The following is a 15,456-nucleotide window of genomic DNA, read 5'->3' on the forward strand; positions in this document are numbered from 1 at the left end:
TTGCGGCCAAAAAGGCCATGCGCAGCGTTGCAAAGCCTTGCCGGGCGCCAGCCCGGCTGCATTTTGCGCCTCGCGCATGGCCTTTTTGACTCGCAACGCATCTTGCATAAATAGTGTGAACAGGCCCTACCGCAGGGATGAATTGACCTTTTCCAGCACACGCGCCCCCGGGCACAGGGCCGCAGCGTCCAGCTTGTTCAGCGCAGTATCGCTGGTGTTGAGCGCCACATGCAGGTCGGTCGCCAGCGGGTCGACATACAGCAGCCCGGTCACGACTTCGCCACGCGCCTGGTGCGCATTCATGTAACTCAGGGCCGCATAACGATCGGTGGGGTCGTAGTCGGCGTGCAACTTGCGAAAACGCAGGCTGGAGCCGTCGTGCTGCACCACGTCGATCACTTCGCCGGGCGCATAACGGGTGGTGATTTCCTCGCGCGCGCTGATGAAGTCGATGCGGCTGACAGCTTCGTTGTGCTCGCGCACGTAGTCGTAACTTTTGGTGCTGCCGGCATGGTTGTTGAAGGCCACGCAGGGACTGATGATGTCGATGAAGGCGGCACCGCCATGACCGATGGCCCCCTTGATCAGCGGCACCAGTTGCGCCTTGTCGCCCGAAAACCCGCGTGCCACATAGGTGGCGCCCAGTTGCAGCGCGAGGGCTACCAGGTCCAGCGGGTTGTCACTGTTGACCACGCCTTTCTTGCTTTTGGAGCCCTGGTCGGCCGTCGCCGAAAACTGCCCCTTGGTCAGGCCGTACACGCCGTTGTTCTCCACCAGGTAGACCATGTTGACGCCGCGCCGCATTGCGTGGGCGAACTGGCCCAGGCCAATCGACGCCGAATCGCCGTCCCCCGAGACACCGAGGTACAGCAGGTCGCGGTTGGCCAGGTTGGCGCCGGTCAGCACCGAGGGCATGCGGCCATGCACGGTGTTGAAGCCATGGGAGGCGCCCAGGAAATAGTCCGGCGTCTTGGAGCTGCAGCCTATGCCCGAGAGTTTGGCGACGCGATGCGGCTCGATGTCGAGCTCCCAGCAGGCCTGGATGATGGCCGCCGAGATCGAATCGTGCCCGCAACCGGCGCACAGCGTGGAAATCTTGCCTTCGTAGTCACGCCGGGTGTAGCCGACCTTGTTGACGGTCAGCGAAGGATGATGCAGCCGCGGTTTGGCCAGATATGTCATGTCGCACGCTCCTTGCCTTGCGGCTGTGAGGTCTCTGCCCCGGCCTGCACCTTCTGCGAAATGGCCCCGGTGATGAAACGCGCGGTGATCGGCGTGCCGTCGTAATGCAGCACACGCACCAGGCGCGCCGGATCGATGTCAAGCTCGTTGACCAGCAGGCAATGCATTTGTGCATCGCGGTTCTGCTCGACCACAAACACCTTGTCATGCGCAGCGATGAACTGCGCGACCAGCGCAGGAAACGGAAAGGCCCGCAGGCGCAGCGCATCGATGTGGATGCCGGCCTCGGTCAACACATCGAGCGCCTCGTTCATGGCCGGGCTGGTGGAGCCGAAATAAATCACGCCCAGCCGGGTCGGATGCGTGGCGGGCCGCAGCACCGGCTGCGGCACCAGCGTGGCCGCGGTCTCGAACTTTTTCAGCAGGCGCTGCACGTTGTAGATGTAGTCCGGGCCGCGCTCGGAATACTGCGCATAGGCATTGCGCGTCGTGCCGCGCGTGAAATAGCTGCCCTTGCTGGGGTGCGTGCCCGGCAGGGTGCGCCAGGGGATACCGTCGCCATCGACGTCCTTGTAACGGCCGAAGTCCTTGCCCGCCTCCAGCTCCTCGGCCGTCATCACCTTGCCGCGGTCGTAGCTGCGGCTGTCGTCCCAGGCAAAGGGTTCGCACAGGCGCTGGTTCATGCCGATGTCCAGGTCGGTCATCACAAACACCGGCGTCTGCAGCCGGTCGGCCAAGTCCAGCGCCGCCGCGGCATGTTCAAAACATTCGTGCGGGTCTTCCGGCAGCAGCAGCACATGTTTGGTGTCGCCGTGCGAGGCGTAAGCGCAGGAGATCAGGTCGGCCTGCTGGGTGCGCGTCGGCATGCCGGTGGACGGCCCGCCGCGCTGCACATTGATGATGGTGACGGGAATCTCGGCAAAGTAGGCCAGCCCGAGGAACTCGGTCATCAGCGACACGCCCGGCCCCGAGGTGGCGGTGAAGGCGCGCGCCCCGTTCCAGCCGGCGCCCACCACCATGCCGATGGAGGCAATTTCGTCTTCGGCCTGAACCACGGCGTAGTTGTGCCGGCCGGTCTCGGGGTCCACCCGGTATTTGGCGCAATAGGACTGGAAGGCTTCGGCCACCGACGACGAGGGTGTGATCGGGTACCAGGCGGCCACGGTGGCGCCGCCATAAACGCAGCCCAGCGCCGCGGCGCTGTTGCCGTCGACAAAAATCCTGTTGCCAACCCTGTCGCGGCGCTGCACGCGTATGCCCAGCGGCGCCTGCAGGTGCTCGCCGGCGAAGTCCCGGCCCAGGTGCAGGGCCTGCACATTGGAGGCGAGCAGCTTTTCCTTGCCCTTGTACTGCTCGCCGAACAGTTTTTCGAGCACCTCGGGCTCGATCTCCAGCAGCACCGACAGCGCGCCCACATACACGATGTTCTTGAACAGCTGGCGCTGGCGCGGGTCGCTGTAGACCGCGTTGCAGATCTCGGTCAGCGGCATGCCGATGACGTGGATGTCGTCGCGGAAGCTGGACGCCGGCAGGGCCCGCGTGCTGTCGTAAAACAGGTAGCCGCCCGGTTCCAGCTCGGCCACATCCGCGTCCCAGGTCTGCGGGTTCATGGCCACCATCATGTCGACGCCGCCGCGCCGGCCCTGGTAGCCCTTGTCGCTCACACGCGCCTCGTACCAGGTCGGCAAGCCCTGGATGTTGCTGGGGAAAATATTGCGCGGGCTCACCGGCACGCCCATCCGCAAAATGGCCTTGGCAAACAGCTCGTTGGCCGAGGCCGAGCCTGAGCCGTTGACGTTGGCGAACTTGATCACAAAGTCGTTGACGGCTTCAATCTTTTTCATTGCGCAGCTCCGTTTTCTCCCTCTCCCCATGGGAGAGGGTCGGGGTGAGGGCCGCCAGGACGGCGCGATACCCTCACCCTGGCCCTCTCCCGGAGGGAGAGGGAACAAGATGTCTTTGTCATGCGACCCCCACTCGGGTGGCAGCCTTGTTGGCATCGCGGCAGGACGGCCCGGCCTGCGTGGTCTGCAGCAAAAATTTCTGCATGTCCCAGGCCCCGGTCGGGCAGCGCTCGGCACACAGGCCGCAGTGCAGGCAGACATCCTCGTCCTTGACCATCACGCGGCCAGTCTTGAGTTCGCCGGACACATAGAGGTCCTGCGCCAGGTTCAATGCCGGTGCCTTCAGCCGCGTGCGCAGGTCGGCCTCGTCGCCATTGGCGGTGAAGCTGATGCAGTCCATCGGGCAGATGTCGACACAGGCGTCGCATTCGATGCAGGCCGGCGCAGAGAAAACCGTCTGCACATCGCAGTTCAGGCAGCGCCCGGCTTCCTTGAAGGCCGTTGCGGCGTCGAAACCGAGTTCCACCTCGACACGTATGCTGGCCAGCGCAATTTCCGCCTTGGCCCAGGGCACCTTGAAACGGGCATCGTTGGAGGTGTCGTTGTCGTAACTCCACTCATGGATGCCCATCTTGGTGGACATCAAATTGGTCATCGGGTCGGGCCGGCGGCGGATGTCCTCGCCGTTCAGAAAGCGGTCGATCGACACCGCCGCCTCATGCCCGTGCGCCACCGCCGTGATGATGTTTTTCGGGCCAAAGGCCGAGTCGCCGCCGAAAAAAACATGGGGCACGGTGGACTGGAAGGTCTCCTTGCCCAGCACCGGCAGCCCCCACTTGTCGAAGGTGATGCCGCAGTCGCGCTCTATCCAGGGAAAGGCGTTTTCCTGGCCCACGGCAATCAGCACCGCGTCGCATTCGACCAGCACGTCCGGCGCGCCGGTCGGCACCAGGCTGCGCTTGCCGTTGCCGTCATACACCGCCTGGACCACTTCAAAAGTCATGCCGGCGAGCTTGCCCTGTCGGTGTTCAAAAGACTTGGGCACGTGGAAGTTGATGATGGGAATGCCCTCGTGCTGGGCGTCTTCCTTCTCCCAGGGCGACGCCTTCATTTCGTCGAAGCCGCTGCGCACAATCACCTTCACGTCGGTGCCGCCCAGGCGCCTGGCCGAACGGCAGCAGTCCATGGCCGTGTTGCCGCCGCCCAGCACAATCACGCGTTGTCCAATCGTGGTGATGTGGCCGAAGGACACCGAGGCCAGCCAGTCGATGCCGATGTGGATGTTCTCCGTGATCTCGCTGCGGCCCGGCAGGTCCAGGTCTCGCCCGCGCGGCGCGCCGCAGCCGACGAACACCGCATCGTAGTCCTGCGCCAGCAAATCTTTCATGGAGGTGATGCGCTGGCCGCTCTTGAAGTTCACGCCCAGGTCCAGGATGTAGCCGGTTTCCTCGTCGATCACCGACTCGGGCAGGCGAAAGCGCGGGATCTGGGTGCGGATGAATCCACCGGCCTTCGCTTCGCCGTCGAACACCGTGACCTCGTAACCGAGCGGCGCCAGGTCACGCGCCACCGTCAGCGAGGCCGGGCCGGCACCGATGCAGGCAATGCGCTTGCCGTTTTTGGGCGCGAGTGGGGGCATGCGCTGGCGGACATCGTTTTTCATGTCGGCGGCTACACGCTTGAGCCGGCAGATGGCCACCGGTTCCGGGTGTTCGCCATTGTTTTCCTCAACGCGGCCCCTGCGGCAGGCCGGCTCGCAGGGCCGGTCGCAGGTGCGGCCCAGAATGCCGGGAAACACATTGGACACCCAGTTGACCATGTAGGCGTCGGTGTAACGGCCCTGGCCGATCAGGCGTATGTACTCAGGAACGGGGGTGTGGGCGGGACAGGCCCATTGGCAATCGACGACCTTGTGGAAGTAGGACGGATGGGCTACGTTGGTTGGCTGCAAAACGCTGTCTCCTTCGCCCCGCTGCAACACCACCGGGTCAGGAGGCCGGACCAGTTTACGCCCGGCCCGGCTGACAGCGCTCTCGGGTGAATCCCTCAGTCCCTTCCTCAGTCCCGTTGTGGCGGCATCAGCCCGCCACCAGGTTTTTGTAGACACCGCAGCCCACAAACACATCATCCACCTGTTGCACAAAAGACATCTTGGCCTGGACCTTGCCCGTGGTCGGGTTGGTGATGCCGTACTCCACCCAACCCGGCTCGTGGCTGGCCTGGTCGATGATGGACTGGAGCAATTGCCCGCCATCGATGCCGGGGATGTCCTGCACCCGTGTGCCAATCTTGGACGGGTTGCCGCCGAAGGCCAGGTAGGTGCCCTGGCTGTCGAGCGCAAAAACATACATGTCGCGGTCGTGAAACCCCCGGGCGGGCAGGGTCAGGTCGCGCAGGAAGGCGTCGCGCGAGGTGCGCTGGCGGTGCGCCACGGCACGCGCCACAAGCGCCACCGCTTCTTCGGCCGACCCCTGCTGCAGCTTGAAAGACGCCACCGACTGCACCAGCGTGCCGGCCCGCGCCTCCAGGTTGCCCGCCTGCGTAACCGCGCGTCCCACCATCCGGGCATTGCTCTGGGTGATTTCGTCGAGCTGGTGCACGGCCGAGGTGATTTCGGTCAGCCCGGTACTCTGCTCGGCACTGGAGGCCGATATCTGCGACATGTTAGCCGCGACATCCCGGATGCCCGAGACGATTTCGGTCATGTTCGCGCCTGCCGCCCGGATTTTTTCCGCACTGGCCGCCACCTGCCCCGAGGACACCCCGATCAGCTGGCGGATTTCGCGGGCCGAATCGGCCGAACGCTGCGCCAGGGAACGTACTTCGCTGGCAACCACGGCAAACCCCCGGCCCGACTCCCCGGCGCGGGCTGCCTCCACCGCCGCATTGAGCGCCAGGATGTTGGTCTGGAACGCCAGCCCGTCAATCACCCCCACGATGTCGCCCATGCGCTTGGCGCTGCCCTGCACAGCCTCCACCGCCTCGATCGCCTGGGCCATGGTGGACGCGCCCTGGTCGGCCAGGTCCCGGACGCCGGCCGCCTGGCTGCTGGCCTGGCCGGCCGCCTGGGCATTGTTCTGTACGGTGGAAGACAGCTGGGCAACACTGGCAGCCGTCTGCTCCAGGCTGGCCGCCTGCTGCTCGGTACGGTCCGACAGCTCGCGGTTGCCGCCGGCCAGGCTCCGGCCCGAATAGGCCACAAAAGCGGCGTTACTGCGCACATTGGCCACCATGGCGGAAACCGTCGACCCGATGCTGGCCATGGCCCGGGCCAATTGGCCCAGTTCATCACGGCTGCGCGCCGTCAGCGCCACGCGCAAATCGCCCCGGACCACCTGGTCCATGGCCTGTACCACCTGCCCCAAGTCATCCACCAGGCTGCGGTAGAAGGCTGTCAGGGCATAGGCAGACAGCAGCAGGCAGGCACCGGCCAGCCAGGCCATCAGCGCTGCGCCGGCACCGCCGGGCCGGGCGATCAGGTACTGGCTCAGCACCGCAACCGGCAACGCCATCGATACGGCCGCCAGCAGCAGGCATTTGCCTGCAAGTCGCAGGCGCCGCATCAGCCACAGGCCGGGCCGCATGAAAACTCGCGTCATGGGAATCTCAATCATTGAATGGCTGGACGCGCCCGGGCGGGCGGTTCTCGAAATCGCGAAACAGCGCCATGGCCATCGCGCGCAGCGTGTCGTCATTGGTGCAATGGGCGCAGGCCAGTTGCTGCAAGGCGTAACGGTGGTCGCAGCACATCATGGCGCTGCTGATCCATTCGCCATGGCTGGCCATGCGCAGGACAAATGCCCGCAACAGGTCGGGTGGTGCACTTCCGGGGCGGCAGCCTGATGCCGGCCAGAGGAAACCGGCCGCTGCCGCGGGCAGGCTGACGCTTAGATCCTTGAATTGCATGGCAAGCTCCTGAGTGGACTTACCAGAGACTAAGGCAATGCCGGAAAAGCCAATCCCGAAAAAGAAGGCACAAGTGCGCTCATTTCAGGGCAGGCATTGGCCCCTCAGGGCCGCGCCCGCTGACCGGAAGCCTTGAGCGGCCTCCTATCGTCCCATCCGCCGGCAGCTCAGGACGCCCCGGCAAGCCGGGCAAAGGCCTGAACCACCTCGGGCGGGGCCTGCACCATTTCAATCAGCACGCCTTCGCCGGAAATGGGGAATTCCTCATTGGCCTTGGGGTGCAAGAAGCAGATATCAAACCCGGCAGCGCCCCGGCGGATGCCGCCCGGCGCAAACCGCACGCCCTGTGCCGTGAGCCAGGCCACTGCCTTGGGCAGGTCGTCGATCCACAGGCCGACATGGTTCAAGGGCGTCGTGTGCACGGCCGGTTTTTTGTCCGGATCCAGCGGCTGCATCAGGTCCACCTCGACCTTGAACGGCCCGCTGCCGATGGCGCAGATGTCTTCATCGACGTTCTCGCGCTCACTGCGGAAGGTTCCGGTGACTTCCAGGCCCAGCATCTCGACCCAGAGTTTTTGCAGGCGCTGCTTGTCGGTGCCGCCAATCGCGATTTGCTGGATACCCAGCACCTTGAATGGGCGGGACATCAGACAAACTCCACAATCGGCTGATCCACGGACAAAGACTCGCCTTTGCCGGCCAGCACCTTGCCGACGACGCCGTCGGCGGTGGCAAACAGCACGTTTTCCATCTTCATGGCCTCGATCACCGCCACGCGTTCGCCGGCCTGCACCTTCTGGCCGGGCTGTACCGCCACCTCGACCAGCAGGCCGGGCATGGGCGAGAGCACAAAGCGGCTCATGTCCGGCGGCGCCTTGTAGGGCATCAGGGCGTGCAGCTGGGCGGCACGCGGCGACAGCACCAGCGTGTCCAGCCGGGTGCCGTTGTGCGCAATGCGAATGGCCAGCGGATTGCGGCCGACACCGCGCTCGACCTGGGCGGCAAAGGGCTGGCCGTTGACGGTGCCGCGTATGCGCGCACCGCCCAAGTGCCAGCTGCTACATATTTCATAGCTGCCAGCGCCCGTCTCTATTCGGCTGGAGCCTGATTTGGCTTGGTAATCCCGCACCGTCACCGCTTCGTGGATGTTTTTTCCAGCCTCGCCCAGGCCAATGACCACAAACTCTTCAGCCACCGTCACCCCGTGCCCCGGCAACTGGCCGCTGATGCCCGCGGCGCGGCCCAGCAGGCGGCGGTTCACGTAGGCAGCCAGCGCCACCAGAAAACCGGCGTCGTCATGCGGCACGTCTTCGGCGCGGAAACCCTGGGCGTAGTTTTCGGCGATGAAGCCGGTGTTGAAGTCGCCGGCGACAAACTTCGGATGTGCCAGCAGCGCCGCCTGGAACGGGATGTTGCTGGACACGCCCCGAATCACAAAGCTGTTCAGGGCCTCGCGCATCTTGGCAATCGCGTCAAGGCGGTCGGTGCCGTGAACAATGAGCTTGGCAATCATCGAGTCGTAAAACATCGGGATCTCACCGCCGTCCTGCACGCCGGTGTCGACCCGCACGCCGTAGAAGCCACCCTCACCCCTGCCCTCTCCCAGAGGGTGAGGGGGCGATTCACTCCCTCTCCCCTTGGGAGAGGGCTGGGGTGAGGGCTCCCCCGCCGCAAACATGGTTTCCCTGGGCGGCTGGAAACGCACCAGCCGGCCGGTGGACGGCAGGAAATTGCGGAACGGGTCTTCGGCGTTGATGCGGCACTCGATGGCCCAGCCCTTGCGCTGAACATCCTTTTGCGCCAGCGGCAGCTTTTCGCCGGCCGCCACGCGAATCATCAGCTCGACCAGGTCCAGGCCGGTGATGCATTCGGTCACCGGGTGCTCGACCTGCAGGCGGGTGTTCATCTCGAGGAAGTAAAAACTCTGGTCCTTGCCGACCACAAACTCGACAGTGCCGGCCGACTCGTACCTGACGGCCTTGGCCAGCGCCACAGCCTGCTCACCCATGGCTTTTCGCGTCGCCTCGCTGATGAAGGGCGACGGCGCCTCCTCGATCACCTTCTGGTGACGGCGCTGGATCGAGCATTCGCGCTCGTTGAGGTAAATCACGTTGCCGTGGCTGTCGCCGATCAGCTGGATCTCGATGTGGCGCGGCTCCTCGACAAACTTCTCAATGAACACGCGGTCGTCGCCAAAGCTGTTGCGTGCTTCGTTGCGGCAGGAGGTAAAGCCTTCGAGCGCTTCCTTGTCGTTGAAGGCCACACGCAGGCCCTTGCCACCGCCGCCGGCACTGGCTTTGATCATCACCGGGTAACCAATGCCCTTGGCAATCTCGACCGCCTTCTCGGCGGTCTCAATCGCGTCATTGACGCCGGGAATGCAGTTGACCCCCGCCGCACCGGCCAGTTTTTTCGACTCGATCTTGTCGCCCATCGCGGCAATCGAATAATGTTTGGGGCCGATGAACACCAGACCCTCTTCTTCCACCCGCCTGGCGAAACCGGCGTTTTCGCTGAGGAAACCGTAGCCCGGGTGAATCGCCTGCGCGCCGGTCTGTTTGGCCGCCGCAATGATCCTGTCGGCCTGCAGATAGCTGTCACGGCTGGGCGCCGGCCCGATGTTGACGGCCTCGTCGGCCAGCTCGACATGGCGGGCGTCCTTGTCGGCGTCGGAATACACCGCGACGGTCTGGATGCCCATCTTGCGGGCCGTGAGGATGACGCGGCAGGCGATTTCACCCCGGTTGGCGATCAGTATTTTGTCAAACATAAGCGTTGCTCCATGACTGGTTTTCAAGCGGGGGCCGCGGAACCGGCTTTGCCGGGCCGCAGGCGCCGCCCCGGAGGGGGGATCCGGCTACACGGAGTGAGCCGAGAAGGGGGGAACTCATAATGGAATATTGCCGTGCTTGCGCCACGGGTTCTCTATCTTCTTGTCCTTGAGCATCACCAGCGAACGGCAGATGCGCTTGCGGGTTTCGTGCGGCAGGATCACGTCGTCGATGAAGCCGCGTGCGCCGGCCACAAAGGGGTTGGCAAAACGCGCCTTGTACTCGGCTTCTTTCGCGGCCAACTTGGCCGGGTCCTTGCGGTCTTCGCGGAAGATGATTTCCACCGCCCCCTTGGCGCCCATCACGGCGATCTCGGCATTCGGCCAGGCGAAGTTGACGTCGCCGCGCAGGTGTTTGGAGCTCATCACGTCGTAGGCACCGCCGTAGGCCTTGCGCGTGATCACGGTGATTTTCGGAACCGTGCATTCGGCGTAGGCGTACAGCAGCTTGGCGCCGTGTTTGATGATGCCGCCGTATTCCTGGCTGGTGCCGGGCATGAAGCCGGGCACATCCACAAAGGTGATCACCGGTATGTTGAAGGCATCGCAAAAACGCACGAAGCGCGCCGCTTTGATCGAGCTCTTGATGTCCAGGCAACCGGCCAGCACCAGCGGCTGGTTCGCCACGATGCCGACGGACTGGCCTTCCATGCGGGCAAAACCGATGATGATGTTTTTCGCGTACTCGGGCTGGAGCTCGAAAAAGTCGCCGTCGTCCACTGTCTTGGTGATCAACTCCTTCATGTCATAAGGCTTGTTCGGGTTCTCGGGCACCAGGGTGTCCAAGCTCAGGTCCATGCGGGCGGCCGGGTCGGCGCTGGGACGTATCGGCGCTTTTTCGCGGTTGTTCAGCGGCAGGTAGTTGTAGAGCCGGCGCAGCATCAGCAACGCTTCCACATCGTTTTCAAAGGCCAGGTCGGCGACGCCGCTGCGTGTGGTGTGGGTGGTGGCGCCGCCCAGTTCCTCGGCCGTCACTTCTTCGTGCGTCACGGTTTTCACGACCTCGGGGCCGGTGACAAACATGTAGCTCGAGTCCTTGACCATGAAGATGAAGTCGGTCATGGCCGGCGAATACACCGCGCCGCCGGCGCAGGGGCCCATGACCATGCTGATCTGCGGTACCACGCCCGAGGCCATCACGTTGCGCTGGAACACGTCGGCATAACCGCCCAGCGAGGCCACACCTTCCTGGATACGCGCGCCGCCGGAATCGTTGAGGCCGATCACCGGCGCACCGACCTTCATGGCCTGGTCCATCACCTTGCAAATTTTCTCGGCATGCGCTTCGCTGAGCGCGCCGCCGAACACCGTGAAGTCCTGGCTGAAGACAAACACCAGGCGGCCGTTGATCATGCCGTAGCCGGTCACCACGCCATCGCCGGGGATCTTGTTGTCAGCCATTCCGAAGTCGGTGCAGCGGTGCTCGACAAACATGTCCCATTCTTCAAACGTGCCTTCGTCGAGCAGCAGCTCCAGCCGCTCGCGCGCCGTGAGCTTGCCCTTGCCGTGCTGGGCGTCTATGCGTTTCTGCCCACCGCCCAGGCGGGCGGCGGCGCGTTTTGTTTCGAGTTGTTCAAGAATGTCTTGCATGGTTTGCTTTCTATGCCCTTTGAATCAATGTTTGAATCACTGTCTGAATGCTATTTATTTGGTAGCTGCTCGCGCCCGCCCTGATTGGGCTGAAAGCAGATTTCGTGCTGCGGTGGAGGCCGGGATGCGGCCGCTTTCGACATCGGCCACCAGGGTAGGCAGCAAGGCGCTGACCGCCGGGTCCTGCCGGAAGGCCTGCTTGAGCCCGGCGTCGATACGCTCCCACATCCACGCCAGGGACTGGTGCCGGCGGCGCTCGGCCAGCCGGCCGTTGGCGGTCTGTATGTTCCTGAACTGCGTCACCGCTGCCCAGAAAATATCAACACCCTTGTTGTGCAGCGCGCTGAGCTGGATCACCTGCGGGTGCCAGTAGGTGTCGTAGGCCGCGGCCTGCGCGTGGCCCATCGCGTTGTTGACCAGCCCGAACAGGCGCATGGCCGAAGCGATCTGCGCCTGCGCGCGCATCGCGGCATCGGCGTCGATGTCGGCCTTGTTGATGACAACCAGGTCAGCCAGCTCCATCACTCCCTTCTTGATCGCCTGCAGGTCGTCGCCGGCATTGGGCAGCTGCATCAGCACAAACATGTCGGTCATGTTGGCCACCGCGGTTTCGCTCTGGCCCACACCCACGGTTTCGACAATCACGATGTCATAACCGGCCGCTTCGCAGACCAGCATGGCTTCGCGGGTTTTTTCAGCGACACCGCCCAGGGTGCCGCTGGAGGGACTGGGCCGGATGTAGGCGCGTTCGTGCACCGAGAGCTGCTCCATGCGCGTCTTGTCGCCAAGGATGGAGCCACCCGAGACGCTCGACGAGGGGTCGATGGTGAGCACCGCCACGCGGTGACCCTGCGCAATCAGGTACAGGCCCAGCACTTCGATAAAAGTCGATTTGCCGACGCCGGGAACACCCGAAATGCCGAGCCGGAAGGCCTTGCCGGTGTGCGGCAGCAGGGCGGTCAGCAACTCGTCGCCCTGGGCACGGTGGTCGGCGCGGGTGGACTCCAGCAGGGTGATGGCTTTGGCGATGGCGCGGCGCTGCGGCAACGCCTGGGCGCCAACGACGGATTCAACCATGGCAGCGGTGTTTTGCATCAGGCTCAGAGAATCTCGAATCCGCGCCCATCAGGCAGCCGGTAACGGGAAAAGTCGCGTACGTCCAGCGTCATGATGCGGGTCACGTCAGTGTCCGTGGCGAGCCAGACCAGCGAAGCATCGGCCAGATCCATTTCCGTGCGCGGGGTTTCTGTGTATTTGCGCATCAGGTCCACCATGGGCTCCAGGGACTCCTGTGCAAATGGAAAGACCCGTATACCCATCGCCGCCACCCAGCGCAGCAAGGTGTAGCGCTGGGGCACGTCCAGCAGATAACTGGCTTCGACCACACAAGGCCAGGTGGTTGCAAGGGACCACTGCTCGTCCGCGGCCTGTTTGAAAACCGTTCGGTAATGCGCGCCCTGTGGCTGGCTCGCGCCAAACACGGCCACCAGCGGCCCGGCATCAACCAGTGCTGCCAGGGCCATGCTTGGCTTTCAGTTTTGCCTTGATCGCGGCCTTGGCGCTTTCGGTCTCGTAGGCAAGCTCGGCGCTCCCGGCACTGCCAGCACCGTAAGTCACCTGCGTTTCCTCTGCCTTCAAGGCCAGCATCAACTCGTAGGGATTGCGCCGCCCGAGCGCGCGCTCCACGGCGTCAATGACAAATTGCGATTTGGTCAAACCTTGGCGTTTGGCAGCGAGCTCAAGCTCTCTTTCGAGCAGGGGATCCATGCGAACAGAAATAGTCATATGAATTTCCTTGTATTACAAAAATACTGTAACACAACCATCACTCTCAACCCTTGGAAGGGGCCAGAGATGCCTTGATCTGTTCGAGCACATCCTTGGCGCTGGCCGGAATCGGTGTGCCTGGGCCGTAAATGCCCTTGACGCCGGCTTCATAAAGCATCTCGTAATCCTGGCGCGGAATCACGCCGCCGACAAACACGATGATGTCGTCGGCGCCCTGCTTCCTGAGTTCGGCGATGATGGCCGGCACCAGCGTCTTGTGGCCGGCCGCCAGCGTCGACACGCCTACCGCGTGTACATCGTTTTCAATCGCCTGGCGCGCGCATTCCTCGGGTGTCTGGAACAGCGGCCCCATGTCAACGTCGAAACCGAGGTCGGCAAACGCCGTGGCGACTACCTTGGCGCCGCGGTCGTGGCCGTCCTGGCCCAATTTTGAAATCATCACGCGCGGGCGCCGGCCCTGGGCTTCGGCAAAGGCATTGATTTCAGACTTGAGGTTTTCCCAGCCTTCGGCCGAGTCATAAGCTGCTGCGTACACACCGGTCACCTTTTGTGTATCGGCGCGGTGGCGCCCGTAAACTTTTTCGAGCGCATCGCTGACCTCGCCCACCGTGGCGCGCAGGCGCATGGCCTGGATGCATAAATCGAGCAGGTTGCCGTCGCCCTTTTCAGCGGCGGCCGTCAGGGCATCCAGCGCGGCCTGCACCGCAGCGCCATCGCGGCTGGCGCGTATGGCTTTCAGTCGGGTGATCTGGCCGTCACGCACCGCGACGTTGTCGATGTCACGGGTTTCGATGGCATCCTCGGTCTTGAGCTTGTACTTGTTGACACCGACGATGACGTCCTTGCCGCTGTCGATGCGCGCCTGCTTTTCGGCCGCAGCCGCTTCGATCTTGAGCTTGGCCCAGCCGCTGTCCACGGCTTTGGTCATGCCGCCCATGGCATCGACCTCTTCAATGATGGCCCAAGCGGCGTCGGCCATGTCCTGGGTCAGCTTTTCCATCATGTAGCTGCCGGCCCAGGGGTCGATCACGTTCGGAATGTGGGTTTCTTCCTGGATGATGAGCTGGGTGTTGCGCGCGATGCGCGACGAAAACTCCGTGGGCAGGGCAATCGCTTCGTCAAAACTGTTGGTGTGCAGGCTCTGCGTGCCGCCGAACACCGCGGCCATGGCCTCGATGGTGGTGCGCACCACGTTGTTGTAGGGGTCCTGCTCGGTCAGGCTCCAGCCGCTGGTCTGGCAGTGCGTGCGCAGCATCAGGCTCTTGGGGCTTTTGGCGTTGAACGCCTTCATGATGCGGCACCAGAGCAGGCGCGCGGCGCGCATCTTGGCCACTTCAAGGTAGAAGTTCATGCCGATGGCCCAGAAAAAGCTCAGGCGCCCGGCAAAACCATCGACGTCCAAACCCTTGGCGATCGCCGTCTTCACATACTCCTTGCCGTCGGCCAGCGTGAACGCCAATTCCAGCGCCTGGTTGGCCCCGGCTTCCTGCATGTGGTAACCGGAGATGCTGATCGAGTTGAACTTCGGCATGTGTTTCGCCGTGTACTCGATGATGTCGCCGATGATGCGTATGCTGGGCGCCGGCGGATAGATGTAGGTGTTGCGCACCATGAACTCTTTGAGGATGTCGTTCTGGATGGTGCCGCTGAGCTGGTCCTGCGCCACGCCCTGCTCTTCGGCAGCGACCACATAACCGGCCAGCACCGGCAACACCGCGCCGTTCATGGTCATGGACACCGACACCTGGTCCAGCGGGATCTGGTCGAACAGGATTTTCATGTCCTCGACACTGTCGATCGCCACGCCGGCCTTGCCGACGTCGCCGGTGACGCGCGGGTGGTCGCTGTCGTAGCCGCGGTGCGTGGCCAGGTCGAACGCGACCGAGACACCCTGCCCGCCGGCTGCCAGGGCCTTGCGGTAGAAGGCATTCGATTCTTCTGCTGTTGAAAACCCGGCGTACTGGCGGATGGTCCAGGGCCGCACCGCATACATGGTGGCCTGCGGGCCGCGGATAAAGGGCTCAAAACCCGGCAGGGTGTCGGTGTAAGGCAGGTCCTTGATGTCATCGGCCGTGTACAACGGTTTGACGGTGATGCCGTCGGGGGTCTGCCAGTTCAGCGCGTTGACGTCGCCGCCGGGCGCCGATTTGGCCGCCGCTTTGGCCCAGGCCTCCAGGCTGACAGAGGCAAATTCAGGGCTGGAGGAAGGTTTGGGGGTGCTCATGGCGCGTGCTTCGATGGGGTTGGGCAGGCAAGCTGTCGATGCGGCGAGTTTACATTATTTATAATTATTGATGCAAAATTTAGTTTCGGATA

General features: G+C 63.6%; 12 protein-coding genes. All 12 read right to left on the minus strand.

The genetic code is table 11. The annotated features are described in order from the left end of the window. Nucleotides 1-126: 126 nt before the first annotated feature. The 12 genes from PSV40_RS15200 to scpA all read right to left on the minus strand — a co-directional run bounded on the left by PSV40_RS15200 (nucleotide 127) and on the right by scpA (nucleotide 15,364). Nucleotides 127-1,182 carry a 2-oxoacid:ferredoxin oxidoreductase subunit beta gene (locus PSV40_RS15200; RefSeq protein WP_300539297.1) on the minus strand — a complete coding sequence of 352 codons (1,056 nt, stop codon included), beginning with the start codon at nucleotides 1,180-1,182 and terminating at the stop codon, nucleotides 127-129. Then, nucleotides 1,179-3,026, minus strand: coding sequence for a 2-oxoacid:acceptor oxidoreductase subunit alpha (locus PSV40_RS15205; protein ID WP_300539300.1), 1,848 nt, complete (start codon nucleotides 3,024-3,026; stop codon nucleotides 1,179-1,181). The genes PSV40_RS15200 and PSV40_RS15205 overlap by 4 nt, the downstream gene beginning before the upstream one ends. Before the next feature lie 118 nt (nucleotides 3,027-3,144). Continuing rightward, nucleotides 3,145-4,977, minus strand: a complete 1,833-nt coding sequence (locus PSV40_RS15210; protein WP_300539302.1) for an FAD-dependent oxidoreductase — start codon at nucleotides 4,975-4,977, stop codon at nucleotides 3,145-3,147. Between the two features lie 127 nt (nucleotides 4,978-5,104). After that, complete coding sequence (locus PSV40_RS15215; protein WP_300539305.1) at nucleotides 5,105-6,625, minus strand: methyl-accepting chemotaxis protein; 1,521 nt, start codon at nucleotides 6,623-6,625, stop codon at nucleotides 5,105-5,107. A 7-nt stretch (nucleotides 6,626-6,632) separates the two neighbouring features. Next, nucleotides 6,633-6,932: a hypothetical protein gene (locus PSV40_RS15220; RefSeq protein ID WP_300539308.1), complete on the minus strand. Its 300-nt coding sequence runs from the start codon at nucleotides 6,930-6,932 to the stop codon at nucleotides 6,633-6,635. A gap of 167 nt (nucleotides 6,933-7,099) precedes the next feature. Beyond that, nucleotides 7,100-7,579, minus strand: coding sequence for a VOC family protein (locus PSV40_RS15225; protein WP_300539311.1), 480 nt, complete (start codon nucleotides 7,577-7,579; stop codon nucleotides 7,100-7,102). Next, entirely contained in the window at nucleotides 7,579-9,702 is a 2,124-nt protein-coding gene (locus PSV40_RS15230) for an acetyl/propionyl/methylcrotonyl-CoA carboxylase subunit alpha (protein WP_300539313.1), read from the minus strand. The genes PSV40_RS15225 and PSV40_RS15230 overlap by 1 nt, the downstream gene beginning before the upstream one ends. A gap of 117 nt (nucleotides 9,703-9,819) precedes the next feature. Next, nucleotides 9,820-11,352 (minus strand): acyl-CoA carboxylase subunit beta, encoded by a 1,533-nt coding sequence (locus tag PSV40_RS15235; protein WP_300539315.1) that lies wholly within the window; start codon nucleotides 11,350-11,352, stop codon nucleotides 9,820-9,822. A 54-nt stretch (nucleotides 11,353-11,406) separates the two neighbouring features. Then, nucleotides 11,407-12,447, minus strand: coding sequence for a methylmalonyl Co-A mutase-associated GTPase MeaB (gene meaB, locus PSV40_RS15240; protein WP_300539318.1), 1,041 nt, complete (start codon nucleotides 12,445-12,447; stop codon nucleotides 11,407-11,409). Nucleotides 12,448-12,452: 5 nt separating this feature from the next. After that, nucleotides 12,453-12,875, minus strand: coding sequence for a hypothetical protein (locus PSV40_RS15245; protein ID WP_300539321.1), 423 nt, complete (start codon nucleotides 12,873-12,875; stop codon nucleotides 12,453-12,455). Continuing rightward, entirely contained in the window at nucleotides 12,853-13,119 is a 267-nt protein-coding gene (locus tag PSV40_RS15250) for a hypothetical protein (protein ID WP_366915026.1), read from the minus strand. Before PSV40_RS15250 ends, PSV40_RS15245 begins: the two co-directional genes overlap by 23 nt. A gap of 64 nt (nucleotides 13,120-13,183) precedes the next feature. Further along, entirely contained in the window at nucleotides 13,184-15,364 is a 2,181-nt protein-coding gene (scpA, locus tag PSV40_RS15255) for a methylmalonyl-CoA mutase (RefSeq protein ID WP_300539326.1), read from the minus strand. Between the last annotated feature and the right edge of the window lie 92 nt (nucleotides 15,365-15,456).

This window comes from Polaromonas sp. (assembly GCF_029945925.1).
Lineage (GTDB): Bacteria > Pseudomonadota > Gammaproteobacteria > Burkholderiales > Burkholderiaceae_C > Polaromonas.